The sequence below is a fragment of the Jingyaoa shaoxingensis genome, from assembly GCF_014385005.1.
Taxonomy (GTDB): domain Bacteria; phylum Bacillota; class Clostridia; order Lachnospirales; family Lachnospiraceae; genus Marvinbryantia; species Marvinbryantia shaoxingensis.
This window is the reverse complement of record NZ_JACRSZ010000007.1, coordinates 138,278-164,962: the sequence shown is the minus strand read 5'-3', so window position 1 is coordinate 164,962 and position 26,685 is coordinate 138,278. Positions and strand designations below refer to the sequence as shown.

Below are 26,685 nucleotides of genomic sequence, written 5' to 3'. Positions count from 1 at the left end.
GCCTTACGGATTGTTCCGTGCTTCGCATTCATATCGTTATAAAAGTATAACACATTTTCTCCATCTGTGATAGAAATAGAAGTAAGTTTTCGTATTATTAAGTAAGAAACTCTTCTGATTTTATAAATATTTCATTTTACTATCATCTTTTTCTGGTTTAAAATGGCTATATTGTGAAACAATAAAAAACAGCCATTGGGGACGGAGAAAAGTGGCTTTTTTCCTGTCCCTTCTGGTTCAGAATATCGTTTTATCTGACAATATTTACAGGAGATGATGATTATGTGTACAGCAGCAACTTATCAGACAAAGGGATTCTATATGGGGCGAACTCTGGATTATGAATTTTCTTACGGGGATGAGATTACCGTAACACCAAGGAATTATGAATTTCAGTTCCGTCACATGGGATCTGTTTCTTCCCACTATGCCATGATCGGTATGGCACATGTGGCAGGAGATTATCCGCTTTATTATGATGCTATGAATGAAAAAGGACTGGGGATGGCTGGACTGAATTTTGTGGGGAATGCCGTTTTTCAGGAAGTGGATGATACCCGTAACAACGTAGCCCAGTTTGAATTCATTCCATGGATTCTGTGCCAGTGTGCTACACTTGAAGAAGCGAAAAAACTTCTGAGCCGTATGAATCTGGTAGGAACACCGTTCAGCCCACAGCTTCCTACCGCTCAGCTTCACTGGCTGATTGCCGACAAAACCGGCTCTCTCACCGTAGAATGTATGGCAGATGGTCTGCATATTTATGACAATCCGGTAGGCGTATTGACCAACAATCCTCCTTTTGACAAACAGCTATTCCACTTAAATGATTTTATGCATTTGTCACCAAAGCAGCCGGAAAATACATTTTCACAGGATCTGAATCTGCAGTCCTACAGCCGTGGCATGGGCGCTCTGGGACTTCCGGGCGATCTATCCTCTGCATCCCGCTTCGTCCGTGTGGCATTTACAAAGTTGAACTCCCGATCCGGAAATTCTGAGAACGAGAGCGTCAGCCAGTTCTTCCATATCCTGGGATCTGTAGATCAGCAGCGGGGCTGCTGCGAAGTAGCTAACGGCAAATATGAAATCACACTCTACACCTCCTGCTGCAGTGCAGACACCGGAATCTACTACTATACCACTTATGAAAATCACCAGCTTTCCGGCGTAAACATGTATCGGGAAAACCTGGATGGGGATACACTGACACGGTATCCGCTGATCAACGGGGAGCAGATTCATATGCAAAACTAAGCCAATGGGGATGTGGAAAAGTGGCTTTTTTCCTCTCCCTTCTGGTTCAAAAAAAGGAGCGAACTATTTCGAACTGTTTCGCTCCTTCTTCCTGTTTATGATTTCCATGGACGTTTTTTTCCTGTCCATCCACATTCGTTCCAATAGTCTGCATCCGCCTTGTTCCAGCCAATCTTTTTCTGGACAAACCGCATTGCGTAAAAGAATGCTTTTGTCTTCAGTCCCGGTGTTACTTTTCCATTCTTTTTTCGAATCTGATTTGCTGCTTTTGTAGTTTCTTTCTCAATTGCCTGTTTCGTTTTCTCTGGCACATGTTTCCAATCAATAGCTCTGACTGCATATCCCATCTTATATGTCTTTGCCACACCCCAGAAAAACAGGCTGTCTGCCATGTCCTTGTTCGTGCTTTTCATTCCTGCACCGGCTGCTGTGGATACGCATACCGCCTGCTTTCTGAACATCTCAGGCTTAGGTCTGTGCACCATCCATCTATGTCCCTGATGATCCAGAAAATTTTTCATTGGTGCAGACACATGATAGACATAGACCGGACTTGCAAGTATGATCAGGTCTGCCTCATCCATCACATGTAGAATTTTCTGCTGTACTTCATAATGAGGACATTTTTCTGCTGCTTTTTCAAAGCACTGTGCACATCCTATGCAGAAGTCTGAGAAATCTCTTGGCAGAAAGAATTCCGTCACCTCTCCGCCCACTTTATCTGCCAGCATACGGGCAATATGATAAGTGGAGCCCTTGTGATTTTGTCCATGTATAATAACTGTTTTCATCTTCCATCTCCTGCAATTATTTGTATTTCGTATCTATTCAATTCCTTCACCGATACCAAACCAAAATTCAAGTGAAATTGCCTTTAGTGACGGAATTTTGACGTAATATCTTCCACAATTCCTCTACTGTCTCTGCAATCTGTCCTGCGCCGGCTGCCTCCAGTTCTTCCCTGCTGCCATAACCATACAGAACACCAATGGAATCCAGCCCATTTTCTTTAGCTCCCAGAATGTCATATTCCCTGTCACCAACCATCACAGTATTGGTCACATCTGTAATACCAGCCTTTTCCAGTGCATAACGGATCACATCTGCTTTCTCCACCCGCTTCTCATCCATACTTGCACCGGTAATCAGGTCAAAATATTGATCCAGATGAAAATGCTCCATGATCTGGCTGGTAAAAAATTCTGGCTTCGATGTAGCCAGTATCACCTTTCTGCCTGTCTCCTTTAAATACTTTAAAAGCCCTGGAATTCCCGGATAGACTTCATTTTCAAGAAGTCCCTTGTCCTGATAATATTCCCGATAGTAGGTAATCCCCCGTTCACATTCCTCCGAAGATAATCCGTAATACCTGGCAAAAGAATCCTTCAGCGGCGGACCCACAAATACATTCAGTTTGGAATGATCTTCCTCATGAATTCCAAACTTCTCCAATGCATATGCCACTGCATTGGTAATCCCAAGGCCTGAATCTGTCAGTGTTCCATCTAAATCAAACAGTACAATCTGGTACATCTTTCTTCCTCCACGTTTCTTCACGAATGGAGTCATTTTATCATACTTTCCCAGATCTGTACATTCCTTCGTATCTGTTCAGTATCTTCCTCTTATTTCAGATATGCCTGTGCAGGTACTTCTCGCGAGTAGCCAGTCCCCCTCGAATATGTCGCTCCGACTTATTCACATCCAGCACCTTCCTCGCACACAATGCCAGTGCATGATTGACTTGCGGAAGTCGTTCTGTGATATCTTTATGTACGGTTGACTTACTGACTCCGAATTTTTTTGCTGTCTGGCGTACTGTCGCATTCGTCTCTACAATGTAAGTTCCGATCTCCACTGCCCGTTCCTCGATATAATCTTTCACGGATAAGCCTCCAGAGATGTTGTTTTTACAGTGTATGCAAAGCGAAAATATAAGTATGCTATTTTGTAAAAAAATCAATGAGAATGAGCCATTAACTCCATCCCCACTGGCTTACTCACAGATCTTCCAGATTAATTCCTCTTGGCCGATCCATGTGAACCATGGTGATCTCATAGATATGCTCTGTATCTCCGTTCTTCATGGCATCCAGAATTGCCTGATGTTCTTCCACCGTCTGTGCCATTCTCCCCTCATGCTGAAGGGACAGTTTCGCCAGGCGCTTCATCCGGTACAGAAAAGATGCAAATACAGAGGAAAACTGTTCATTTTCCAGATAGTCGATAATCTTTCTGTGGAACCGGAAATCATATTCACAGAACTCATCGATTCCCTGGTCATTCTCCATGACTTCCTTCATATTCTCCATCAGCCAGTCCAGTTCTTTAAAAAAAGGTCTCAGATTCGCATTGTTTTTTTCTTTCACATCCCTGGCAATCTGCATGGTACAGTAAGTCTCCAGTGCGGTACGAATCTGAAACGTCTCAATTACATCCCGCTCTGTAATCTGGTGTAGCCGAAATCCCTTGCTAGGAATAATATCAATATAGCCTTCCTGTGCCAGACGGTGAATGGCATCCCGGAAGGGAGTCCGGGAGATTCCCAGTTCCTTTGCCAGCTTTGTTTCAGAATATATCTCATGATAAGAGAGCTGCCCGTCGGTAATCAGCTTCTGTAAGTGATCATACGCCTGTTCATTTAACGGTTTCATCGCACTTCTCCTTTTTCTTCATCCTGATTACTATCATACAATATCCTATTTTTTCTGTCAAAAATTCATTTTCCCTCTTGACCGGTATACCGGTATACTGTATGATAAAGGTAAGAAACATGATCAACCGCACATACACAAAAAGGAAGGTGTTTTTCAAATGAAAACAGGATTTATCGGACTGGGTATTATGGGACGCCCAATGGCAAAGAACTTATTAAAAGCAGGAATGGATCTGATGGTTGCAGACCTGAATAAAGACGCAGTTGCAGAAGTCACAGCCTACGGTGCCACGGAAGGCACTTATGCAGAAATCGGTGCACAATGCGAACGTATCATTCTGATGGTGCCAAGCGGCGCTATTTCCAAATCTATTTTATTTGGTCAGGATGGTGTTGCTTCCACCATTCAGAAAGGTTCCATTGTGTGCGATATGAGTTCTGTTACACCAGGCGAATCCAGAGAATGCTATGAACAGTTAAAATCCATCGGCGTAGATTTTCTGGATGCACCGGTATCCGGAGGGGAACCAGGTGCAGTCAACGCAACACTGGCCATTATGGCCGGCGGTGAACCTGAAGTGTTTGAAAAAATGCAGCCTTATTTTTCCATACTGGGATCTTCTGCCCTTCTCATCGGCGGTCCGGGAAGCGGCAGCGTTACCAAGCTTGCCAACCAGATCATCGTAAACAACACAATAGCTGCTATCTCAGAAGCCTTTGTTCTTGCAGCTAAAGCCGGGGCGGATCCGGAAAAGGTCTATCAGGCCATCCGGGGCGGTCTGGCAGGAAGTACCGTTCTGGATATGAAAGCACCGAAGATCCTCAGCCGTGATTTCACTCCGGGCGGGACACTGGTCATTAACCAAAAAGATATGAAAAATGTACTGAATGCAGCCCATGAATTGGATGTTCCGGTTCCATACTCCGCACAGTTATATGAGATTATGCAGTACTTAAAGGTACACGGTCACATCCGTGATGATCACAGTGGTATTGTCCAGTATTTCGAGGATCTGGCAGATGTCACTGTATGCAGCCCAGAGAAATACAAGGAATAGGAGGAATACCGCCATGACATTATCAACCGATTTTTTTCAGACATTACCCGTTGTAGATGAAACAGCCATCGACCTTCTGCTTCATAAAGAGATTGCGAAAAATCACCGGAAGTTTGTAGTACTGGATGACGATCCCACAGGTGTCCAGACCGTACATGATATCTCTGTTTTTACCAACTGGGACAGAGATTCCATTTTACAGGGATTTCAGGAACCAGAACCACTGTTTTATATTCTGACCAACTCCCGTGGTCTGACTCAGGAAGAAACTACACTTGTCCACAAACAGATCGCTGAGACTGTGGATTCTGTGGCAAAAGAGCTGCATAAGGATTATCTCTTTATCAGCCGCAGTGATTCTACCCTGCGTGGACACTATCCTCTGGAACCGGAACTGCTGCGTGAAAGCTATGAACATTATACCGGTAAAACCATACACGGCGAAATTCTCTGCCCGTTCTTTAAAGAGGGCGGACGTTTTACCATCGGCAATGTCCATTATGTCAAATACGGAAATGAGCTGGTTCCTGCTAATGAGACCGAATTTGCCAAAGACTCTACTTTTGGATACACTGCTGCCACTTTACCAGATTATATTGAAGAAAAAACAAAAGGGACCTTTGCCGCATCCGATGTTGTCTGCATCTCGCTGGATGATCTGCGCAGCCTGAATCTGGATGCCATCGAAAAGCAGCTTCTGTCTGTGGATCGTTTTCAAAAGGTCATTGTAAATGCAGTGGACTATGTAGACCTGAAAGTTTTCTGTATTGCACTTTACCGTGCCATGGGAAAGGGCAAATTATTCCTGCTGCGCAGTGCTGCCTCGATTGTAAAAGTGCTCGGTGGTATCACGGATCAGCCTCTGCTTTCCCGCGAAAAAATGGTCACGAAAGATTCCTCTGCCGGAGGCGTTATTGTCATCGGTTCCCACACCGACAAAACTACCCAACAGCTGGAAGAACTGAAAAAACTTCCGGATATTATATTTCTGGAATTGAACGCTGCTCTGGTGAGAGATACTGAAAAATTTGAAAAAGAGGTAAAAAGATGCCTTTCTCTGGAAGAACAATATCTGAAGAAAGGCAAAACGGTCTGCTGCTATACCTCCCGTGCCCTCATCACCGCAGATACCGGAAATAAAGAAGACGAACTGCGTCTGTCTGTACATATCTCTGATGCAGTACAGTCTCTGGTTGGACGTCTGACCGTCACTCCTTCCTTCGTCATTGCCAAAGGCGGCATCACCTCCAGTGATGTGGGTACCAAGGCACTGGGTGTAAAAAAAGCCAGAGTCCTGGGACAGATCCGTCCAGGCATCCCGGTATGGCAGACCGGTAATGACAGCAAGTTCCCGCAGATTCCTTACGTCATTTTTCCAGGAAATGTAGGTGAACGCACTACTCTCCTGGAAGCGGTGGAGATCCTGTTACCTTAATTCACCTATGTAAAACGCGCCTGCCCTGATGAAAGACTTTTCACCCGGACAGGCGCCATTCTATTTTCTCGCAATCATGAACCACGTAGCCGCATGACTGTCATGTTCTTTCAATAACTGGTCGGTACACTGTACTTCTGAAAAACCTGCTTTTTTCAGTTCCGTCATAATCCACTCTGGATCATAGAGCCGTTCCTGAATCTTCTCGGTATTCACCAGGGTCTCACCATCAAACAGATCTGTCTGCAGTGTCACCAGATTTTCTCCCGGATGATATATCTGGAACTGCAGCCGTTTTCCATCCAGTTCTCCAAGATCTACCGGCTCGCACTCTTCTGCTTCTCCTTCCCGAAGCAAGTCAAACAGGAAAGATCCGCCTGCATTCACATAAGAATACACATTCCGGAACACCTTCTTCACATCCTCCTGGTCTAAAATGTGATTCAGGGCATCGCAGGTACTGGTTACCAGATCATAGGTATTTTCCGGCTTCCAGGTCACCATATTCCCTACATCAAATGGAATATTAGGATACTTCTCCTTCGCCATGGCAATCATGCCAGTAGAAAGATCCATTCCGTGGGTACTGATACTATGCTCCTGCATAATACCGCAAAGCACGCCGGTGCCACAGCCAAGATCCAGCATACTTTTTACCTTTATCTCCATCTCTTCTATCCAACGCAACAATAATTGTGCAAAACTCTCCGGGTAGTAATTCCATCCGAAGGCGTCATATACCCTGCTGAAAATATCACTGTACATCTCGTTTTCCTCTTCTATCTTTCATCTTTTACCAGTATTTTGGCTACTGCTGACACTGCACCAAACATTACCCCTGCCACTGGCCATACCAGCCAGGTAAAATCCCATCTCTGTGTCCAGAAACTCCATCCAAGATAGATGGCAGTTGCCGTGCACCAATATACGGTTGAAAAGATATTGATTTTTTCTTTGTATTTCTTTTCTTTCAAAGAATAGTCCCCTTCCTGCAGCAGCATATCATAGCCGCCTCTGACTGTGCTGACATGGATGATCAAATAGACTCCGGCTGCAACCAGCATCAGTAAAACTGACACACTGGCTGTCACGATATAATCCGGGGCTTCCATAGCCATTACCATAAACAGCGGAATCACTGCCAGTATACACAACACTACTCCTATGGCAATTCCTTTTAAATAAACACTTTCATATTCTTTTTTCTTTTCCTTCACCAGCCCGGACACTCCATAGGCCGTCTCGATCTGCTCCGTCTCCAGATATTCATATGTTTTTCCCTGAAGACCTCCTGAGATGAAAATAAAGACTGCACCCGCCACCATCAGCATCAGTACGGTAAGTCCCACTCCGCATGCCATATTTTCACTCAGTCCCCAGATATGAGAATCTGAAAGACCCGCCAGGAAAATCAACAACACAGGACTCAGGATACAAAGCGCCACTGCCCCTGCCATCATCGGTGCCCGCTTCCTTTTCCAATTCAGGAACGCATTGGCTTCTTCCATAGACACACTGTGAATCGATGCCTTTTCTTCCTTATATTCCGGTTTAACCATATACTGCTCCGATATGATTTCGTCACGAAGCAGATAATCTGTACTGACTTCAAACAATTCTGCCAGACGGATGATCTTCTGCAGATCCGGGGTCGACTGTGCACTTTCCCATTTAGATACCGCCTGTCTGGATACCGATAATTTCTCTGCCAGTTCTTCCTGCGACCAGCCATTCTTTTTTCGTTCTTCTGTAATCTTCTCTGATAAGATCATACACATATCCTCCATGCACTTTTTTATGCATATATACTACCCATTTTCCCGGTTGCAGACCACCATTTCAGGCTGGAAATCTGTCAACTGATGGTTGCAACCGACGGTTTCACGGCATTTCATCACTTTTTCTCTCTGCCGTTCTCCATCTGTGCCTTTGCCTTTCTTGCAATCCTTTCTGATACATTCATGGTACTGGCGCGGCTGATCTTATCATTGCCAAACTTCTTTCGAATATTATCCATGGCTTCATCCAGCTTTTTCTGCTGTTCCCGCTTTTTCGGATCTTCAAACAGTGACATCTGTACGAAACCGTCTTCTGTCAGTCCGGTCAGTGCCACTCCTATAAGGCGCAGCGGCTGACCACTCCAGGATTCCTGAAACAATCGTTTTACATTCTGGTAGATCTCATCTGTTACATCAGTAGGATTATCCAGCTTACGCTGATGAGACTTGTTCTTAAATTCCAGTGTGCGGAAGGACACTGCCACGCAGTTACACTTCTTGCCTTCTCTTCGCATTCTTGCCGCCACAATATCACACTGACTGAGCAGAATCGGAAAAATCTGTTCATAAGATACAATATCCTCGTCAAAAGTAGTCTCCACGCTGATGCCCTTTGCCTCCTCCCGCTGTGCTTTTACCGGGGAATCATCCATACCATTGGCTGACAGATACAACTGATGTCCGGACTTTTCTCCCAGTAGCATCTGAATTTCTTTTTCATTTGCCTGTGCCAGATCACCGATGGTATGGATCCCATTCTGTATCAACTTTTTCTCCGATGCCTTTCCCAGAAACAGCAAGTCACGCACCGGCAACGGCCACATCTTTTGTGGCACTTCTTCTGGATATAGCGTATGTACCTTATTGGGCTTTTCAAAATCGGATGCCATCTTTGCCAGAAGCTTGTTCGTGGATATTCCTACATTTACTGTAAATCCCAGTTCCCGGTAAATCCGGTCTTTGATCTCACATGCCGTTGCGATTGGATCCGGATAAATCTGCCCGGTTCCGGTCATATCCAGAAATACCTCATCAATGGAAAAAGACTCCATTACCGGTGCATAGCATGCACAGATACTTTTAAAAGCCTTAGAACAACGATCATACAGTGCAAAATCAGACGGTACACACACCAGATTCGGGCACTTCTGCAAAGCAAGCCCCACCGGTTCCCCGGTCTGAACCCCATATTTTTTTGCAGGGATGGACTTTGCCACTACAATCCCTGTTCTCTTCTTCGGGTCACCGCCGATGCAGGATGGAATCTCCCGCAGGTCCGGCAGTCCTTGTTTTACTCTTTTTGTTGCTTCCCAGGAAAGGAAAGCACTGTTTACATCCACATGAAAAATCAAACGCTGCATAATCTATCCTCTAATTGCTGTCATTGATATTGAATTAACCTTCATAATTATTATAGTTTTTTTCCTTCATTTGAACAATATGTTTCTTAGATCAATCTGCCACAATCATTTTTAAATTCATTGGTTAGTGAATGCTAATCATTCTCATATATCATATGTCTATTTTTCTGTCAATGCGATTTTTTCGTTTGTCTATTCTGATCCCAGACTATCAGACAGAAGAAAATTTGTGACACATTTTGCATATTCTTATTCTTTGTTTGATATAAATAGTTTACTTTTTTACAGAAATGTATTAGAATTTGAATGTATGTAAAAATATACATAAAAAGGAGATTGAAAAAATGAATATTTCACCGCTTCAGAAAGCAAGATATGAGTATTCTCCAAAGCTTCCTGGAATGCTGAGACACGGCATTGCAGATATCTGTGTAAAAGAGGGAGAAGCGACTCAGAGCGTAGCTGATCAGGATAAGATCAAGGCTCTTTTCCCAAATACCTATGGAAAACCAGAGATCACTTTTGAAAAAGGCCAGAACACTTCTGCTTCTAAAAAGCAGGTTGTTGGTGTCATCCTTTCCGGTGGACAGGCACCAGGCGGACACAACGTTGTATGTGGTCTGTATGATGCATTAAAGGCTACCAATCCAGAAAACGTACTGTACGGTTTCAAGGGCGGCCCAAGCGGACTGATCGAAGACAAATATCTGATCTTTGATGACGAATATATTAATGAATTCCGTAATACAGGTGGTTTTGATATCATCGGTTCCGGAAGAACCAAACTGGAAACAGAAGAACAGTTTGCAATTGCTTCTGAAGTATGCAAGAAGCATGGTATCACTGCTATCGTAATCATCGGTGGTGACGATTCCAATACAAACGCTGCTGTTCTGGCTGAATATTTTGCAGCTCACAATACCGGTGTTCAGGTTATCGGATGCCCGAAGACCATCGACGGTGACTTAAAGAATGAAGATATCGAATGCTCTTTCGGTTTCGATACCGCTACCAAAACTTACAGCGAACTGATCGGTAATATCGAGAGAGACTGTAACTCTGCTAAGAAGTACTGGCACTTCATTAAAGTAATGGGACGTTCTGCTTCCCACGTTGCTCTGGAATGTGCTCTGAAGACTCAGCCAAATATCTGCCTGATTTCTGAAGAAGTTGCAGAAAAGAAGATGTCTCTGTCCCAGATCGCTGATTACATTGCTGATTCTGTTGCAGAAAGATCCGCTAACGGCATGAACTTCGGTGTTGCTATCATCCCGGAAGGGGTTGTAGAATTCGTTCCGGAATTCTCCGTACTGATTCAGGAAATCAACGAACTGCTTGCAGGAAGCAAGGCTGATGAATTCAATGCACTGCCTACATGGGCTGACAAATATGCATTTATCGAAAAAGGTCTGACAAAGGAATCCATGGCTGTATTTGCTATTCTCCCACAGGCTATTCAGCAGCAGCTGTTCCTGGAAAGAGACCCACACGGAAACGTACAGGTATCTCTGATCGAATCAGAAAAGCTGTTCTCCGCTCTGGTAAAAGATAAACTGGATGCAAGAAGAGCTGCAGGTACATACAACGGCAAGTTCAGTGCCCTTCATCATTTCCTTGGATACGAAGGAAGATGTGCATTCCCATCTAACTTCGATGCAGACTACTGCTACTCCCTTGGATACAATGCATTCATGCTGATTCAGTATGGTTACAACGGATACCTTTCCAAAGTATCGAACCTGTCTGCACCGGCAAGCGAATGGGTTGCAGGTGGTATGCCAATCACCAAGATGATGAACATCGAAAGAAGACATGGCGAAGACAAACCGGTTATCAAAAAAGCTCTTGTTGAACTGGACGGCGCACCATTCAAGTACTTCGAAGCTCACCGCGAAGAATGGGCTAAGAATACCTGCTTCGTATATCCAGGTGCTATTCAGTACTACGGACCAACAGAAGTGTGCGATATTACAACCATCACACTGGCGTTGGAACATCAGAAATAAATATTTAGACATAATTTTAGCCCCGGGATAATTTTCCCGGGGCTTATTTTTACATCTCCGCAATAGCAGCCTGTGCTGCTGCAAGTCTTGCGATTGGCACTCTGAACGGTGAGCAGGATACATAATCCAGTCCGATCTTGTGGCAGAATTCTACGGATGACGGATCGCCGCCGTGTTCGCCGCAGATGCCGATATGCAGGTTCGGGTTCTCTCCCTTACCAAGCTGAATCGCCATCTCCATCAGCTTGCCAACACCATTCTGGTCAAGTTTTGCAAATGGGTCGTTTTCGAAGATCTTTCTCTCGTAATATGCTTCCAGGAACTTACCTGCATCATCACGGGAGAATCCAAAGGTCATCTGTGTCAGGTCGTTGGTTCCGAAACAGAAGAAGTCCGCATCTTTTGCGATCTCATCTGCTGTCAGAGCTGCACGAGGAATCTCGATCATGGTACCTACCTGATACTTCAGATCTGCGCCTGCTGCTGCGATCTCCTCATTGGCAGTATCTACAACAGTCTTCTTTACAAAACGAAGCTCTTTGTCATCACCAATCAGTGGAATCATGATTTCCGGACAGATCTTCCAGTCTGGATGTTTCTTCTTCACATTGATAGCTGCACGGATGACAGCTCTTGTCTGCATCTTGGCGATCTCCGGATAAGTAACTGCCAGACGAACTCCACGATGTCCCATCATTGGGTTGAATTCATGCAGGGAATCAATGATGCCCTTGATCTGATCCACGCTCTTGCCCTGTGACTCAGCCAGCTTCTGGATATCTTCGTCTGTCTGTGGTACGAATTCATGCAGAGGCGGATCCAGGAAACGGATGGTTACCGGGTTGCCTTCCAGTGCTTCGTAAAGCTTCTCAAAGTCACTCTGCTGAACCGGAAGGATCTTTTCCAGTGCTGCTTCTCTTTCTTCTACGGTATCGGAGCAGATCATCTCACGGAATGCATCGATTCTGTCTCCTTCAAAGAACATATGCTCGGTACGGCAAAGTCCGATTCCTTCTGCTCCCAGTTCTCTTGCTTTCTTAGCATCTGCAGGTGTATCTGCATTGGTTCTTACTTTCAGTTTTCTATACTTATCAGCCCATCCCATGATACGTCCGAATTCTCCGGCAATGGTAGCGTCTACGGTCTTGATGACACCATCATAGATATTACCGGTGGAACCGTCGATGGAGATCCAGTCTCCTTCATGGTATTCTTTTCCTGCCAGTGTGAACTTCTTGTTAGCTTCGTCCATATGGATGTCACCACATCCGGATACGCAGCAGGTTCCCATGCCACGTGCTACTACTGCTGCATGGCTGGTCATACCGCCACGAACGGTCAGAATACCCTGGGAAGCCTTCATACCTTCGATATCTTCCGGTGACGTCTCAAGACGAACCAGAACCACTTTTTTGCCCATTGCATGCCATTCTTTTGCATCATCTGCTGTAAATACAATCTGTCCGCATGCTGCTCCCGGTGATGCTCCCAGTGCTTTTGCAACCGGAACAGCCTTAACCAGGGCTGTCTTGTCAAACTGTGGATGAAGTAGTGTATCCAGGTTTCTTGGATCGATCATGGCTACTGCCTTCTGTTCTGTGATCATGCCTTCATCTACCAGATCGCAGGCAATCTTCAGAGCTGCCTGGGCTGTCCTCTTGCCGTTACGTGTCTGCAGCATGTACAGCTTTCTGTCTTCAATAGTAAACTCCATATCCTGCATATCACGGTAATGATCTTCCAGTGTCGCACAGATCTTGGTAAACTGATCGTATACTTCCGGCATTACTTCTTTTAACTGGTCAATTCTCTGAGGTGTTCTCACACCTGCAACTACGTCTTCACCCTGAGCGTTCATCAGGAATTCACCCATCAGGTGCTTTTCTCCTGTAGCAGGGTCACGGGTAAATGCTACACCTGTTCCGGATGTCTCACCCATGTTTCCAAATGCCATCATCTGTACATTTACAGCGGTTCCCCAGGAATATGGAATATCGTTGTCACGACGGTATACATTGGCACGAGGATTGTCCCAGGAACGGAATACGGCTTTGATGGCTTCCATGAGCTGAACCTTCGGGTCTGTCGGGAAGTCTGCGCCGATCTTCTCTTTGTACTCTGCCTTGAACTGATTAGCCAGCTCTTTTAGGTCTTCTGCTGTCAGTTCTACGTCCTGTGTCACACCTTTGGCCAGCTTCATCTTATCAATCAGCTCTTCAAAGTACTTCTTTCCTACTTCCATAACAACGTCAGAGAACATCTGGATAAATCTGCGGTAGCAGTCCCAGGCCCATCTTGGATTACCTGACTTATCAGCCAGTACTTCTACTACTTCTTCATTCAGTCCAAGATTCAAAATGGTATCCATCATACCCGGCATAGATGCTCTTGCTCCGGATCTGACAGATACCAGCAATGGATTCTCCTTATCCCCAAACTTCTTTCCTGTGATCTCTTCCATCTTCTCGATGTATTCCATAATCTGACCCTGAATCTCATCGTTAATTTTCTGACCATCTTCGTAATACTGGGTACATGCCTCAGTTGTGATCGTGAATCCCTGCGGCACAGGAAGTCCCAAGTTGGTCATCTCGGCCAGATTCGCACCCTTTCCTCCAAGAAGGTTTCTCATATCCGCATTACCTTCTTTGAACAAATAAACCCATTTTGTCATACTCAAATTCCTCCTAATCTGAATTGCTAAAATAGGGCTGCTCCCACACAGCCATATTTCCTTGCTATAACAGGTCTTCATAAAAATAGAAACTTTTAAGCGCAAAAAACACCGGTCATTTTCCCGGTGTGATTGACTACCCTGTTGTAGCTGCACATAATTAGAATAACATATTAAACAAATTAGTCAAGTATTACTTTTATTTTTTAGTCATATTTTTGATTATTTTTCCTGTTTTTCGATCTGTTTACCGTGTTTTTGTATATATCGTTATATTTTTAACACTGTTTTGTATTATATATTGCACAATCAGACAAATGTATCACAAATAATCGAAAAATATTCAAAAGGCTATTTCACCTGAACTGAAAAAGACCGACACTCCAGAAGAGAATGCCGGTCTGTATCATTAAAATGTAAATTTGTCTGCAAAGTATGCATCCAGTTCGTCGATCTTCACACGAACCTGTTCCATGGTATCACGATCACGGATGGTGACTGCACCGTCTGTCTCGGATTCGAAATCGTATGTTACACAGAATGGTGTACCGATCTCATCCTGACGGCGGTAACGTTTTCCGATGTTTCCACGGTCATCGAATTCGCAGTTGTATTTCTTGGATAACTGAGCAAATACCTTTTCTGCGCCTTCATTCAGCTTCTTGGACAGTGGAAGAACACCGATCTTAACAGGAGCCAGTGCCGGATGGAAATGTAATACCGTTCTCATGTCTGGTTTCTCTTCTGTACCAATATTTTCTTCATCGTATGCGCTGCAAAGGAATGCCAGAACCACACGGTCAGCACCAAGAGATGGTTCAACAACGTATGGAATATATTTTTCATGCTTTTCATCGTCAAAATATGTCATATCCTGACCAGATACATTCTGATGCTGAGTAAGGTCATAATCTGTTCTGTCTGCGATACCCCACAGTTCGCCCCATCCGAATGGGAAGAGGAATTCAATATCTGTAGTACCCTTGCTGTAGAAGCAAAGTTCTTCCGGTGCATGATCTCTTGCTCTCATCTCATCTTCTTTGATACCAAGAGTCTGCAGCCAGTTGATACAGAAAGATCTCCAGTAGTGGAACCAGTCAAGGTCTGTACCCGGTTCACAGAAGAATTCCAGTTCCATCTGTTCAAACTCACGTGTACGGAATGTAAAGTTACCAGGTGTGATTTCATTACGGAAAGACTTACCAATCTGTCCGATACCAAATGGAATCTTCTTTCTGGATGTTCTCTGTACATTCTTAAAGTTTACGAAAATACCCTGTGCTGTCTCAGGTCTTAAGTATACGGTATTCTTGGCATCTTCTGTTACACCCTGAAAAGTCTTGAACATCAGATTGAACTGACGGATGTCAGTAAAATTATGCTTGCCACAGCTTGGACAGCATACATTATGTTCATCAATAAAATTCTTCATCTCTTCCTGAGAGTATGCATCGATTGGCTTTTCCAGTGTAATATCATGTTCTTCACTATAATCTTCGATCAGCTTGTCTGCACGGAAACGTTCGTGACACTCTTTACAATCCATCAGAGGATCTGCAAATCCACCAAGATGTCCAGATGCTACCCATGTCTGTGGGTTCATCAGGATTGCACAGTCTACACCGACATTATATGGGTTCTCCTGAACAAACTTCTGCCACCATGCACGTTTCACGTTATTTTTTAATTCCACACCAAGATTGCCATAATCCCATGTATTTGCCAGTCCTCCGTAGATTTCAGATCCCGGATACACGAATCCTCTTGATTTTGCCAGCGCAACAATTTTGTCCATTGTCTTTTCCATATCATTTCTCCTCACTTTTTTATTATTCATAAAGAATATAAGCAACATTGCTGTCTTCTGTTACCGCCTCTGACTTGCCAGTCACCTTCACTCCGTCACTAACATAGCAGATCTTGCCCGGTACATCCACCAGCAATGCTTCACTTACTACTACGGTCTTATAATTCGTACCGCTCATCAGACTGGATCCCCACACATTGCTGCCTTCTGCTGCCTTCCCGTCACTGACCGGAAGAAAGCTTCCCTCAAAGGCATATCCTGCCTGAATGGCCCCGTTAATGTCTCCTACATAGAAGTCCACATGATTGAAGCCGGCATAATCCTGATAAGAATCATACACCAGACGCATCTGTGCCTCTCCGTCTTTGACTTCCAGACTCTTCTTTTTCACAGCCTTGTCGCCATGGCTGCTGTTATAATCTGTGATCTCATTTTCAACAGCACTTTTCAGTTCTTCTTCACTGTAATAAGAAGCGTCAAAACTTTCCCTTACAACTTCTGTAACCGTGCCGTTCCTGCTGACGGATACTCCTGTCACTTCCGGCGAAAAACCTTCCAGTATGCTGCACCCTGTCAGGAAACAGCAAAATCCCAGTAACGTGGCTAATAAGTAACCCCTTTTCATTGACTGCCCTCCAAAATGCAGGACTTCCCCTTCCTGCATTACAAATCAAAATCATAACTGTTCAGTACCCTCACAGTTACGAGTCAAAATCATACAATTTCAATTATACTAAGAACATGCCCTGTTTTCAACTGCTAAATCCGTAAAGTGTTTAAAATTTCCAGTGTTTTAAAGTCTCTGTCAATCATCTTCCGGCGAAATCTTTCCTGCATGGATGTAAATTCACGCTCTACCTCCGGGGATAGTGTGAATGTATACAGTTTCTCCAGTGGTGCTGCCGTCACATACTGCATCGCGTATATGGTTGACTCCAGCAGTCTTTTTCCCCTCGTGTGTGGCAGACAGTTCTGACAGATTACCCCGTTTTTCTCATCTGAGTATCCGCACAGGTGCTCCCCTGATCCACAACTGACGCAGAAAAAGCTCTCCGGGTATTCTCCGTTGATCACCATGGCACGCAGCTCGTAAATGTAACGGATTAGCTTCCGGTCCACCCGTCCATGCTCCAGTGCACGCAGGGTCACATACAGCAGCTTTAGTAGCTCTTTTTCATCGTTATTTTCTCTCGCATAATAATCTGCGAATTCCAGAAAATACATGCCATAATAGGCACTTTCAAAATCCAGTGAAAGCTTCTCAAAATACTGGTCGATCTGCGCCTGATAGATATTGTAAGATGTTCTTCCTTCAAAGCATTCAAAAGTCCCATAACAAAATGGATTGGCAGCCGCCATCATGGGACTGTTCTGTCTGCGTGCGCCTTTGGCAAAACCACTGATCTTGCCTCGTTCCTTCGTCAGCAAAACAATTCGTTTGTCATATTCCCCTATCGGTAATGCGGATAATACCATTCCGGTCAGTGTGATTCTGTCACTCATGCTTACTGAATGTCCTTCTTGTCATAACCAAAGTTCTTCATCAGGAAATCGCTGTCACGCCAGTCTTTCTTCACCTTTACCCAGATCTGCAGATTAACCTTGGCTTCCAGCATGTTTTCAATATCTCTTCTTGCTTCAGAACCGATTCTCTTTAACATAGAACCGCCCTTGCCAATGATAATGCCTTTGTGCGAATCCCGCTCACAGATGATGGTGGCGTCAATATCAAACATTCCGCTGTCTTTTCGTTCCTTCATCTGATCAATGGCCACTGCAATTCCATGGGGGATCTCCTCATCCAGGCAGCGCAATGCCTTTTCGCGGATCATCTCAGCCACAATCTGTCTCTGTGGCTGATCGGTAATGGTATCTTCATCATAGAACATCGGTCCGTATGGCAGATATTTGAAAATCATATCCAGAACAGAATCCAGATTCTGTGCCCGCAGCGCAGATACCGGAATAATCTCTGCAAAATTATAAACCTTCCGGTAAGTATCCATGTATTTGATGATTTCTTTTTTATCTACCGTATCCACCTTATTGATAATCAGGATCACCGGTGTCTTCGTTTTCTTTAACTGCTCTACAATATGACGCTCCCCTGCCCCGATAAAGGTACTTGGTTCTACCAGCCAGAGAATTACATCTACCTCATTCAGGGTACGCTCTGCCACATTCACCATGTATTCACCCAGCTTATTTTTCGCCTTGTGGATACCCGGTGTATCCAGAAATACAATCTGCCCGCGTTCATCCGTGTATACGGTCTGTATCCTGTTACGTGTGGTCTGTGGCTTGTTGGATGTGATCGCGATCTTCTGTCCGATCAGATGATTCATCAGTGTGGATTTTCCCACATTCGGACGGCCAATCAGTGTCACAAAACCTGATTTTTTCTGAGGTGTGTTTCTTAATTCATCTAAATTTATATTCATGTATGCTCCTTTTATCCACGAATCAAAGGTCTTACCTGTTCAAAAAGTTCCTTTTCAGACTGTATCTTTTCTTCTCCTCCAATGACACAGATGTTACCGTGATCCAGCACTGCCTGAAGCAGTGGCTCCAGCGCACGGATACTGTTCTGGTCTGCAGAAAGGATCTGGTCACGCTCTTTTTGCAATTCTTCTTCTGTCACATGGCTCATCCATGCATTTAAGGACCGGCTGCCCTTTGCCGCCGGATTCATCGGCGTATCACATTCGCTGATGGTTCCGATGATATATTTGCACATATCTCTGTCATCTACAGTAAAGTTCTTCAGATATTCTCTGATTCCTTTGTATATATCCAGAGTACGTCCCAGATTCGGATCCCGGTAAGATACCAGATAGGTATCTCCAGTCTTGCCAAATCCACTCATACATCCGTAGGCACCGCCCTGTACACGGATATTGGTCCACAGGTATTCATATCCCATAATGGTGCGCAGAATGCGCAGTGCTCCATTGTATTCGCAGCCATATTGACGGAAGTTACCAGCCAGTGCTACATACTGCACCTGAGATGCAGTCATCAGACCTTCGTTAGACTGTGGGATCAGAATACTTTCCTGTGTCTGTTCTTTTTCGGCACGATGTGGCAGTCTGGCTTTTAAGCTTCGCATCCGGCTCTTTACTTTTTCCACTATTTCTTTTTCAGAGGTCAGACTGACCATCAGTCCTTCCTGTACCATCAGGGTGGAAAGCAGATTTTTCAGATTGTCCACAAGTTCGCCTTTTTTATCCTCAAAATGTGTCTCGATGGATTCTACCAGTCCGTACAGTGCCACTCCACCGGTACGTTCATTGAATGCAGAAACCGGTGAAAAATGTGCCATGGCTCTGGTGGCTGCCGTGGAGTGTCCTGCGCTTGTGAGTCTTACCTGAAGACGGGATTTTAACCGTGCCAGGATCTCGTAGAGCCGTTTTTCTTTCTCCATACTGGAGGTAAAGAGAATCTCTTCGATCATATCAAAGGCAAAATCAATCTTGTCATATAATACTTTTGCCTTCATTTCAAAAGCCGCCGCATATTCTCCCGGCTTTGCAAAGTCTGCAAATACATCGGATACCGGATAAATTCCACCGGACTGAATATTGATCTCATTGCTCAATTCATGGAAGTCATAATGTTCTGTGTCCACCATACCCAAAACGCATTTTAAAATTCCAAGATAAGATAACTGCTGCGGTGTTAAGCCCTTCGCATCAAACATCACATTCAGGTAAGCAATGCCGTTGGTATCCAGTTCGTGATACAAAAGCAATGTGCCATCCACATCAATCGGCTGATTATACAGTGGTGCGATCTCTTTGCGTATATCAGAAAGCTGCAGAAGCGGTATCTTCTCCAGTTCTTCTTTGGTTGACGGAGTCTCCTGGAAAATGCGCAGCTTTCCGGTCTTCTCGATCATCTTCTGAATCTCTTCTTCTGACAGAGATGCCTTATAAGCCGCCAGTTTTTCTCTGACACGTTCTTCTTCTTTGACTGTCAGCCCTTTTTCCGGCTTCATGACAATTAAGGATGCGTGACTGTTGTCCAGAAGATACTTCCGAATCAGTTCTTCATAATAGCCTGTACCCAGTTTGCTCTTTAAGAAATCACAGCTCTGGATCTGCTTCAGATAGAGGAATGGCTCATTCTCATCATACAGCCAGCTGTCAAAAGCATCGATGCCGTACATCAGCCCCTTTGGGAAATGTCCAAAGTCTGCCTCACGTAGCTTGAATTCCAGATTGTTAATACCAGCCAGAAGGGATCGCTCTTCCAGACCTTTTTCCACCTGCTCCTGTAATACCGTGCGTATAATGTGGACAAACTGTTCTTTCTGGTCCGGATTGCTGTTCTTGGCAATCACAGAAAAATATGGCTGGCGTACACCGCTGTCATAGCTGCCTTCTACGTCTTTGCCAATCTCTGCATCCAGAAGTGCCTGCTTCAGTGGTGCTCCCGGTGCTTCCAGCAATACATATTCTACAATAGACATGGCTGCTGAAAGGTCTGCGTCCAACACATCTCCCACAGACCAGTTATATGCCAGAAATGTATTATCTGCTTCCTCCTCCATATTGGAAATGGAATAGGTCTTTTCCAGTTCTTTTACTTCTGCGAATGCCGGCTGCTGACGGATCTCAGAATCCACATGGTCCGCATCGAATTTACTTAAATATTCGCTGTCCAGCCAGGCCAGTCGTTCTTCCATATCCATATCACCATACAGGTAAACATAGCTGTTAGATGGATGGTAGTATTTCTTATGAAATGCCAGAAATTCCTCATAAGTCAGATCCGGGATGTTCTTCGGATCACCGCCAGACTCAATACCATATGGAGTATCCGGGTAAAGCGAGTTCAGGATCTCGCGATCCAGCACATCATCCGGTGAAGAAAATGCACCCTTCATCTCATTATATACAACACCGTTATAGACGATCTCATCTTCCGGTTTTTCCAGAACGTAGCTCCATCCTTCCTGTCGGAAGATCTCTTCTTTTTGATAAATATTCGGATAGAAAACGGCATCCACATAGACTTCCATAAGATTACAGAAATCCTGCATATTGCAGCTGGCAATTGGATACATGGTCTTATCTGGATAAGTCATGGCGTTTAAAAAGGTATTCAGGGAACCTTTTGCCAGTTCCACAAACGGATCCTTGGACGGGAACTTCTTGCTTCCGCATAATACACTGTGCTCCAGAATATGGGCTACACCGGTACTGTCTGCAGGTGGTGTGCGGAATGCAATATTAAATACTTTATTTTCATCTTCATTTTCCAGAATCATTACCCGCGCCCCGCTCTTTTTATGAACCAGCAGGGTTCCGGTGGATTTGATATCCGGGATCTCTTCTGTTTTGATTACATCATATTGTGGCAAACTACGAAACATGCCTGTGCCTCCGATCTTAAACTGTAGGCTAAAAGCCCTTGCAGTCTATTATAAATATTTCCTGAAGCAGTGTCAACGCCACAGACGACAAAACAGGCACCACCATAATGGTGATGCCCGTCTTATATAGCTTTTATGCTTAATTACTCTGCTTTTGCTCCGTGAAGTGCAATCAGTTTGTTCAGATATTCATATCTTTCTTCGTTGCACTTCTGGTTCTTAGCGAAGAGTTTTGCAGCTCTGTCTGGATTAGCACGTTTCAGAGAATTGTAACGAACTTCTCCGTTCAGGAATTCATCATATCCTGTGTAATCAGGAGCCTTGGAATCCAGGCTGAACTTGTTCTCTGCTTCTGGGTTGAAGCGGAACAGATGCCAGTAACCTGTCTTAACTGCAAGTTCTTCTTCTGTCTGAGCTTTGCTCATACCTTTCTTGATACCATGGTTGATACATGGAGCGTATGCAATAATCAGTGATGGTCCCGGATAAGCTTCAGCTTCTGCAATTGCTTTTACGCACTGGTTGTAATCAGCACCCATAGCGATCTGAGCTACATATACATATCCGTAAGACATAGCGATGGAAGCCATATCTTTCTTCTTTACTTCTTTACCTGCAGCAGCGAACTGTGCGATAGCACCTGGCTGTGTAGACTTGGAAGCCTGTCCACCTGTATTAGAGTAAACTTCTGTATCGAATACCATTACGTTGATATCCTGTCCGCTTGCCAGTACGTGGTCAACTCCACCGAATCCGATATCGTATGCCCATCCGTCACCACCGAAGATCCACTGGGATTTCTTAGCAAGGAAGTCTTTGCTCTTCAGGATATCCTGAGCTTTTTCACATCCGCAAGCTTCCAGAGCAGCAATCAGCTTATCTGTAGCAGCACCGTTGGTAGCACCAACTGCGAATGTATCCAGCCATTCCTGACCGGCAGCCTTAATGTCTTCTTTGTCTGTATCAGCGATCAGAGCTTCTACTTTAGTCTTCAGACCGTCACGAAGTGCTTTCTGAGCAAGTAACATACCGTAACCGAACTCAGCATTGTCTTCGAACAGAGAGTTGGACCATGCAGGACCCTGTCCCTTAGCGTTTACAGTGTAAGGTGTAGATGGTGAAGAGTTACCCCAGATAGAGGAGCATCCTGTTGCGTTAGCAACATACATTCTGTCACCGAACAGCTGTGTGATCAGTTTTGCATAAGGTGTTTCACCACAACCAGCACAAGCACCTGAGAACTCAAGCAGTGGCTGTTTGAACTGAGAACCTTTTACTGTATTTTCTTTGAATTTAGCAACAACATCTTCTTTGACTGGAAGAGTTACAGCGTAATCGAAGTATTTCTGTTCTCCTTCGTTTGCTTCCATGTTAGCCATTGTAAGGGCTTTGTTGCCTTTCTTACCTGGGCAGACATTTACACAGGAGCCACATCCTGTACAGTCAAGTGCGGATGTAACGATAGCGAACTTGTAATCAGCCATACCAGTCATTGGAAGTGTCTTCATTCCTTCTGGAGCTGCAGCAACTTCTGCTTCTGTCATAGCTACCGGACGGATAACTGCGTGTGGGCAGACATATGCACATCTGTTACACTGGATACAATTTTCCTGATTCCATACTGGGATATCTACTGCGATACCACGTTTTTCGTATGCGGCTGTACCGGATGGTGTAGAACCATCTACATAATCCTTGAATGCAGATACTGGCAGGCTGTTACCTTCCTGAGCACTTACTGCATGCTGGATATTGTTAACGAAGTCAAGAACTTCTTTCTTTCCTTCTGTAGCTGCTTTTGCAATGATGTCTTCTTCTGCTGCGTCTTTCCAGCTTTCTGGAACCTGGATTTCAACAACCTGTTTTGCACCGGCATCGATTGCATCGTAGTTCATCTGAACGATAGCGTCACCCTTACGTCCGTATGTTGCTTTTGCAGCAGCTTTCATAAGGTCAATTGCCTGTTCTTCCGGAATGATGTTAGCCAGTTTGAAGAATGCAGACTGAAGTACAGTGTTGATACGCTGTCCAAGTCCGATTTCTTTACCGATCTTGATACCATCGATTACGTAGAACTTAATGTTGTGGTTAGCGATGTAGCTCTTAACCTGTCCTGGCAGATGATGTTCGATACCTTCCATATCCCATGGGCAGTTCAGAAGGAATGTACCACCGTCAACCAGCTCCTGTACCATGTTGTACTTACGTACATAAGATGGATTGTGGCAAGCCACAAAGTTTGCACGGTGAATCAGGTATGTGGATTTGATTGGTGTCTTACCGAAACGCAGGTGAGACATTGTAACACCACCGGATTTCTTTGAATCATAATCAAAGTAAGCCTGAGCGTACATATCTGTGTTATCACCGATGATCTTGATGGAGTTCTTGTTAGCACCTACAGTACCGTCAGCTCCCAGACCCCAGAACTTGCAGTTGATAGTTCCTTCTGGTGTAGTAACCAGTGGAGCACCCAGTTCCAGAGACAGATTTGTAACATCATCGTTGATACCGATTGTGAATTTTTCTTTTGTTGTGTTTTCGTATACAGCTACGATCTGAGCCGGTGTTGTATCTTTGGAACCAAGTCCGTAACGTCCTGTAAATACTGGAGTAGATTCGAATTTTGTTCCTTTCAGAGCTGCAACAACATCAAGGTACAGAGGTTCGCCCATAGCACCTGGCTCTTTTGTTCTGTCAAGAACAGAGATACGTTTTACTGTCTCAGGGATAGCTGCTACCAGTGCTTCTGCAGAGAATGGTCTGTAAAGACGAACTTTAACAACACCGACTTTTTCTCCCTTAGTCATTAAGTAGTCAATTGTCTCTTCGATAGTATCACATACAGAACCCATAGCGATGATGACGTTCTCAGCATCTTCAGCTCCGTAGTAGTTGAACAGCTTGTAGTTTGTTCCGATCTTAGCGTTTACTTTGTCCATGTATTCCTGTACGATTGCAGGCATTGCATCGTAGTATGGGTTACATGCTTCTCTTGCCTGGAAGAAGATATCCGGGTTCTGAGCTGAACCTCTCTGGCATGGATGATTTGGATTCAGAGCATGGTTTCTGAATGCTTCAACTGCATCCATATCTACCATATCTTTCAGATCTTCGTAATCCCATGTCTCGATCTTCTGGATCTCGTGAGATGTACGGAATCCATCGAAGAAGTTGATGAATGGAATACGTCCTTTGATTGCTGCACAGTGTGCAACCGGTGTTAAGTCCATAACTTCCTGTACGGAAGATTCGCACAGCATAGCTGCACCAGTCTGACGACAGGCATATACGTCGGAGTGATCTCCGAAGATAGAAAGTGCGTGGCTTGCAAGTGCACGAGCGGATACGTTGAATACACCCGGAAGCTGTTCACCAGCGATCTTGTAAAGGTTAGGGATCATAAGAAGCAGACCCTGTGAAGCTGTATAAGTAGTTGTCAGGGCACCTGCTGACAGAGATCCGTGTACAGCACCTGCTGCACCTGCTTCAGACTGCATTTCTGTAACCTGAACTTCCTGTCCGAAAATGTTCTTTCTACCTTGGGTTGCCCATTCATCTGTGGCTTCTGCCATAACGGATGAAGGTGTGATAGGGAAGATAGCCGCTACATCGCTGTATGCATAAGAAGCATGAGCTGCTGCATGGTTACCATCCATGGTTTTCATTTTTCTTGCCATTGGTTTGTTCCTCCTTATTTTATTGATCCGGTTGGGATCATTTTACCATATGAGTATCATATGTGCGGAACTTCAGGTCCTATCTTTGGAGAGCAATTCCTAAAATTCCTCATATGGGTTTATATTAGCACATTTTTCGTGTTTTGTCTATTTGACGATCAGGAAAATATGTATCTTTTTCGATACAGCTTTTTCCAATTCTTTTCTTTTTTGTTAAGATTTATTTTCGAATTCAAACAAACTTTAGACACAACTTTTTTTTATACTGAAAACATCAAATGAAGCCGTTGCGGTACAAAGCTAGCATGTGTTGTGACGGCTCCGACTAAAAATGATCTTCCATAGCAGGACAAATACCTGAGGTTTTATGATCCCTTTGTTTTTAACTTTATCATAAACCTGGAAGTTTACATACATTCATAATTTCTCTCTCCGGCGGTCAGATAACTGACCGCCACCTTTTTATGGCACCAGAGTCATAATCCAAACTGTTACGCATGCTTGCATGCATGTAACAGCTTGGATTCATGACTCGCAAGGATATGAGGATAAAAGTGGGAAGTATTCCCACGATATCCGAATATCCGTCCGGATTGTGAGAGTGCAACGCACGAAACAATCCGGCTGGTGCCATTACTTTGCATCACCCACATCATCCACATGCCCACATATTTTTTTACACAAGAGTATACTCCAGCATTTCATAATGCAGTCTGCTGCCTTCCATAATCTCAGCCGGAAGCAGTGCTCTTGCAACCAGTTTTAATTCTCCGTTTTCTTCGTCTACTCTTCTCAAATGAGCATAATCTCCGTCAATCATTTCCACAATGTAATCACAGGTTAACATGTTGTACTCTCCTTCTTTTCATATTTCTCATATCCCAGCATTTCTCCATACCATGGATGAATCATGGCACACTGGGTAAATCCATTTTTCTCAAACAGACGCTGCATGCTTCTGTTTTTCTGTCCGGTGTCTCCACGCATACAATGACATTGTTCATAGCACCACTGTAAACACTTGGAAGCAATTCCTTTTCCATATTTTACAACTGCGATCCGGTGCAGGACTCCATATGGCTTTGGACTTGTCCATGCTCCACTGACAGATGTTTCATAATCCGGTTCTTCTCCAATAAAAAATACAAATGCTGCCCCGATCTCCCCATCTTCTTCGTATACATACAGACGTTCTTTCTTCAGATCCTCCTGAAGCACTTCCTTCTGAGGGTATCCGTCACTCCATTGCTCTGCATTGCCATTTGCCGCCATGAAAGCCCTGGCAGCACCATAGATCTCCATGATCTCTGCCAGTTCCTCCGGTCTGGCATGGCGGATTCTTGTTTCTTCATTCATAATCGGCTTCCTGCCTCTCTTCCTTCATTTTCTGTGATTCAGTATATACAAAAAACTCCCGCATCGCAATGGATTTTGGGAGTTTTTCTCTATATGAACTTGTTAAAATATTCCTGTGTAACCTGTAACTGTTTTTTTAATATCTGTTGCCACATTCTTGTATGTATTTTGCCTGATCCCTTTGATACTTTTGTCATTTTTACTTGTCCATCATCCATCCTTTTTCGATAGAAATAATGA

At 44.3% G+C, this 26,685-nt stretch carries 20 protein-coding genes; 4 read left to right on the top strand and 16 right to left on the bottom strand.

Annotation, left to right across the window (positions count from 1 at the left end; all coding sequences use genetic code 11):
* The first annotated feature begins 282 nt into the window (after positions 1–282).
* Positions 283–1,257 carry a choloylglycine hydrolase gene (bsh, locus tag H8716_RS08650; RefSeq protein ID WP_249308171.1) on the top strand — a complete coding sequence of 325 codons (975 nt, stop codon included), beginning with the start codon at positions 283–285 and terminating at the stop codon, positions 1,255–1,257.
* A 95-nt stretch (positions 1,258–1,352) separates the two neighbouring features.
* Here the strand turns inward: bsh and H8716_RS08645 are convergent, their stop codons facing one another.
* The 4 genes from H8716_RS08645 to H8716_RS08630 form a co-directional block, all read right to left on the bottom strand.
* Complete coding sequence (locus H8716_RS08645; protein ID WP_249308170.1) at positions 1,353–2,048, bottom strand: flavodoxin family protein; 696 nt, start codon at positions 2,046–2,048, stop codon at positions 1,353–1,355.
* A gap of 67 nt (positions 2,049–2,115) precedes the next feature.
* Positions 2,116–2,790: an HAD family hydrolase gene (locus H8716_RS08640; protein ID WP_249308169.1), complete on the bottom strand. Its 675-nt coding sequence runs from the start codon at positions 2,788–2,790 to the stop codon at positions 2,116–2,118.
* 97 nt (positions 2,791–2,887) lie between these two features.
* The gene (gene spoIIID, locus H8716_RS08635; protein ID WP_249308168.1) at positions 2,888–3,142 is read right to left on the bottom strand and encodes a sporulation transcriptional regulator SpoIIID; all 255 of its coding nucleotides are present in this window, start codon (positions 3,140–3,142) and stop codon (positions 2,888–2,890) included.
* Positions 3,143–3,257: 115 nt separating this feature from the next.
* Positions 3,258–3,911: a GntR family transcriptional regulator gene (locus H8716_RS08630; RefSeq protein ID WP_249308167.1), complete on the bottom strand. Its 654-nt coding sequence runs from the start codon at positions 3,909–3,911 to the stop codon at positions 3,258–3,260.
* Positions 3,912–4,071: 160 nt separating this feature from the next.
* On the opposite strand from H8716_RS08630, the gene H8716_RS08625 reads away from it, so the two are divergent.
* Positions 4,072–4,971 (top strand): NAD(P)-binding domain-containing protein, encoded by a 900-nt coding sequence (locus H8716_RS08625; protein WP_249308166.1) that lies wholly within the window; start codon positions 4,072–4,074, stop codon positions 4,969–4,971.
* A 13-nt stretch (positions 4,972–4,984) separates the two neighbouring features.
* Entirely contained in the window at positions 4,985–6,406 is a 1,422-nt protein-coding gene (locus H8716_RS08620; RefSeq protein WP_249308165.1) for a four-carbon acid sugar kinase family protein, read from the top strand.
* Between the two features lie 60 nt (positions 6,407–6,466).
* On the opposite strand, the gene H8716_RS08615 is transcribed toward H8716_RS08620, so the two are convergent.
* The 3 genes from H8716_RS08615 to H8716_RS08605 form a co-directional block, all read right to left on the bottom strand.
* Positions 6,467–7,171, bottom strand: a complete 705-nt coding sequence (locus H8716_RS08615; RefSeq protein ID WP_249308164.1) for a class I SAM-dependent DNA methyltransferase — start codon at positions 7,169–7,171, stop codon at positions 6,467–6,469.
* Between the two features lie 14 nt (positions 7,172–7,185).
* On the bottom strand, positions 7,186–8,178 hold the full coding sequence (locus H8716_RS08610; protein ID WP_249308163.1) for a helix-turn-helix domain-containing protein: 993 nt from the start codon (positions 8,176–8,178) through the stop codon (positions 7,186–7,188).
* Between the two features lie 122 nt (positions 8,179–8,300).
* Positions 8,301–9,545, bottom strand: a complete 1,245-nt coding sequence (locus H8716_RS08605) for a DNA polymerase Y family protein (protein ID WP_249308162.1) — start codon at positions 9,543–9,545, stop codon at positions 8,301–8,303.
* Between the two features lie 344 nt (positions 9,546–9,889).
* Here H8716_RS08605 and H8716_RS08600 point away from each other — a divergent pair, with 344 nt between their 5' ends.
* The gene (locus tag H8716_RS08600) at positions 9,890–11,551 is read left to right on the top strand and encodes a diphosphate--fructose-6-phosphate 1-phosphotransferase (protein ID WP_249308161.1); all 1,662 of its coding nucleotides are present in this window, start codon (positions 9,890–9,892) and stop codon (positions 11,549–11,551) included.
* Between the two features lie 49 nt (positions 11,552–11,600).
* On the opposite strand, the gene ppdK is transcribed toward H8716_RS08600, so the two are convergent.
* The 9 genes from ppdK to H8716_RS08555 all read right to left on the bottom strand — a co-directional run bounded on the left by ppdK (position 11,601) and on the right by H8716_RS08555 (position 26,445).
* Positions 11,601–14,225 (bottom strand): pyruvate, phosphate dikinase, encoded by a 2,625-nt coding sequence (gene ppdK / locus H8716_RS08595; protein ID WP_249308160.1) that lies wholly within the window; start codon positions 14,223–14,225, stop codon positions 11,601–11,603.
* A gap of 409 nt (positions 14,226–14,634) precedes the next feature.
* On the bottom strand, positions 14,635–16,032 hold the full coding sequence (locus H8716_RS08590) for a glycine--tRNA ligase (protein WP_249308159.1): 1,398 nt from the start codon (positions 16,030–16,032) through the stop codon (positions 14,635–14,637).
* Between the two features lie 22 nt (positions 16,033–16,054).
* Complete coding sequence (locus tag H8716_RS08585) at positions 16,055–16,657, bottom strand: hypothetical protein (RefSeq protein ID WP_249308158.1); 603 nt, start codon at positions 16,655–16,657, stop codon at positions 16,055–16,057.
* A 134-nt stretch (positions 16,658–16,791) separates the two neighbouring features.
* The gene (gene recO / locus H8716_RS08580) at positions 16,792–17,535 is read right to left on the bottom strand and encodes a DNA repair protein RecO (RefSeq protein ID WP_249308157.1); all 744 of its coding nucleotides are present in this window, start codon (positions 17,533–17,535) and stop codon (positions 16,792–16,794) included.
* A gap of 2 nt (positions 17,536–17,537) precedes the next feature.
* Positions 17,538–18,473, bottom strand: a complete 936-nt coding sequence (gene era / locus H8716_RS08575; protein WP_249308156.1) for a GTPase Era — start codon at positions 18,471–18,473, stop codon at positions 17,538–17,540.
* Positions 18,474–18,484: 11 nt separating this feature from the next.
* A complete protein-coding gene (locus tag H8716_RS08570) occupies positions 18,485–21,409 on the bottom strand; it encodes an insulinase family protein (protein WP_249308155.1) in 2,925 nt (974 codons plus the stop codon).
* Positions 21,410–21,552: 143 nt separating this feature from the next.
* On the bottom strand, positions 21,553–25,089 hold the full coding sequence (nifJ, locus tag H8716_RS08565; RefSeq protein WP_249308154.1) for a pyruvate:ferredoxin (flavodoxin) oxidoreductase: 3,537 nt from the start codon (positions 25,087–25,089) through the stop codon (positions 21,553–21,555).
* A 676-nt stretch (positions 25,090–25,765) separates the two neighbouring features.
* Positions 25,766–25,936, bottom strand: a complete 171-nt coding sequence (locus H8716_RS08560; RefSeq protein ID WP_117447908.1) for a chorismate--pyruvate lyase — start codon at positions 25,934–25,936, stop codon at positions 25,766–25,768.
* Positions 25,930–26,445: a GNAT family N-acetyltransferase gene (locus H8716_RS08555; protein WP_249308153.1), complete on the bottom strand. Its 516-nt coding sequence runs from the start codon at positions 26,443–26,445 to the stop codon at positions 25,930–25,932. The genes H8716_RS08560 and H8716_RS08555 overlap by 7 nt, the downstream gene beginning before the upstream one ends.
* Between the last annotated feature and the right edge of the window lie 240 nt (positions 26,446–26,685).

What these genes read in the sequence shown, in the direction of transcription:
- H8716_RS08610 (WP_249308163.1), bottom strand. Translation starts at nt 8,178, where the DNA reads ATGATCTTATCAGAGAAGATTACAGAAGAACGAAAAAAGAATGGCTGG.
- H8716_RS08570 (WP_249308155.1), bottom strand. Translation starts at nt 21,409, where the DNA reads ATGTTTCGTAGTTTGCCACAATATGATGTAATCAAAACAGAAGAGATC.
- H8716_RS08640 (WP_249308169.1), bottom strand. Translation starts at nt 2,790, where the DNA reads ATGTACCAGATTGTACTGTTTGATTTAGATGGAACACTGACAGATTCA.
- bsh (WP_249308171.1), top strand. Translation starts at nt 283, where the DNA reads ATGTGTACAGCAGCAACTTATCAGACAAAGGGATTCTATATGGGGCGA.
- H8716_RS08560 (WP_117447908.1), bottom strand. Translation starts at nt 25,936, where the DNA reads ATGTTAACCTGTGATTACATTGTGGAAATGATTGACGGAGATTATGCT.
- H8716_RS08625 (WP_249308166.1), top strand. Translation starts at nt 4,072, where the DNA reads ATGAAAACAGGATTTATCGGACTGGGTATTATGGGACGCCCAATGGCA.
- nifJ (WP_249308154.1), bottom strand. Translation starts at nt 25,089, where the DNA reads ATGGCAAGAAAAATGAAAACCATGGATGGTAACCATGCAGCAGCTCAT.
- H8716_RS08630 (WP_249308167.1), bottom strand. Translation starts at nt 3,911, where the DNA reads ATGAAACCGTTAAATGAACAGGCGTATGATCACTTACAGAAGCTGATT.
- ppdK (WP_249308160.1), bottom strand. Translation starts at nt 14,225, where the DNA reads ATGACAAAATGGGTTTATTTGTTCAAAGAAGGTAATGCGGATATGAGA.
- H8716_RS08615 (WP_249308164.1), bottom strand. Translation starts at nt 7,171, where the DNA reads ATGTACAGTGATATTTTCAGCAGGGTATATGACGCCTTCGGATGGAAT.
- H8716_RS08555 (WP_249308153.1), bottom strand. Translation starts at nt 26,445, where the DNA reads ATGAATGAAGAAACAAGAATCCGCCATGCCAGACCGGAGGAACTGGCA.
- era (WP_249308156.1), bottom strand. Translation starts at nt 18,473, where the DNA reads ATGAATATAAATTTAGATGAATTAAGAAACACACCTCAGAAAAAATCA.
- recO (WP_249308157.1), bottom strand. Translation starts at nt 17,535, where the DNA reads ATGAGTGACAGAATCACACTGACCGGAATGGTATTATCCGCATTACCG.
- H8716_RS08600 (WP_249308161.1), top strand. Translation starts at nt 9,890, where the DNA reads ATGAATATTTCACCGCTTCAGAAAGCAAGATATGAGTATTCTCCAAAG.
- H8716_RS08620 (WP_249308165.1), top strand. Translation starts at nt 4,985, where the DNA reads ATGACATTATCAACCGATTTTTTTCAGACATTACCCGTTGTAGATGAA.
- H8716_RS08605 (WP_249308162.1), bottom strand. Translation starts at nt 9,545, where the DNA reads ATGCAGCGTTTGATTTTTCATGTGGATGTAAACAGTGCTTTCCTTTCC.
- H8716_RS08645 (WP_249308170.1), bottom strand. Translation starts at nt 2,048, where the DNA reads ATGAAAACAGTTATTATACATGGACAAAATCACAAGGGCTCCACTTAT.
- H8716_RS08585 (WP_249308158.1), bottom strand. Translation starts at nt 16,657, where the DNA reads ATGAAAAGGGGTTACTTATTAGCCACGTTACTGGGATTTTGCTGTTTC.
- H8716_RS08590 (WP_249308159.1), bottom strand. Translation starts at nt 16,032, where the DNA reads ATGGAAAAGACAATGGACAAAATTGTTGCGCTGGCAAAATCAAGAGGA.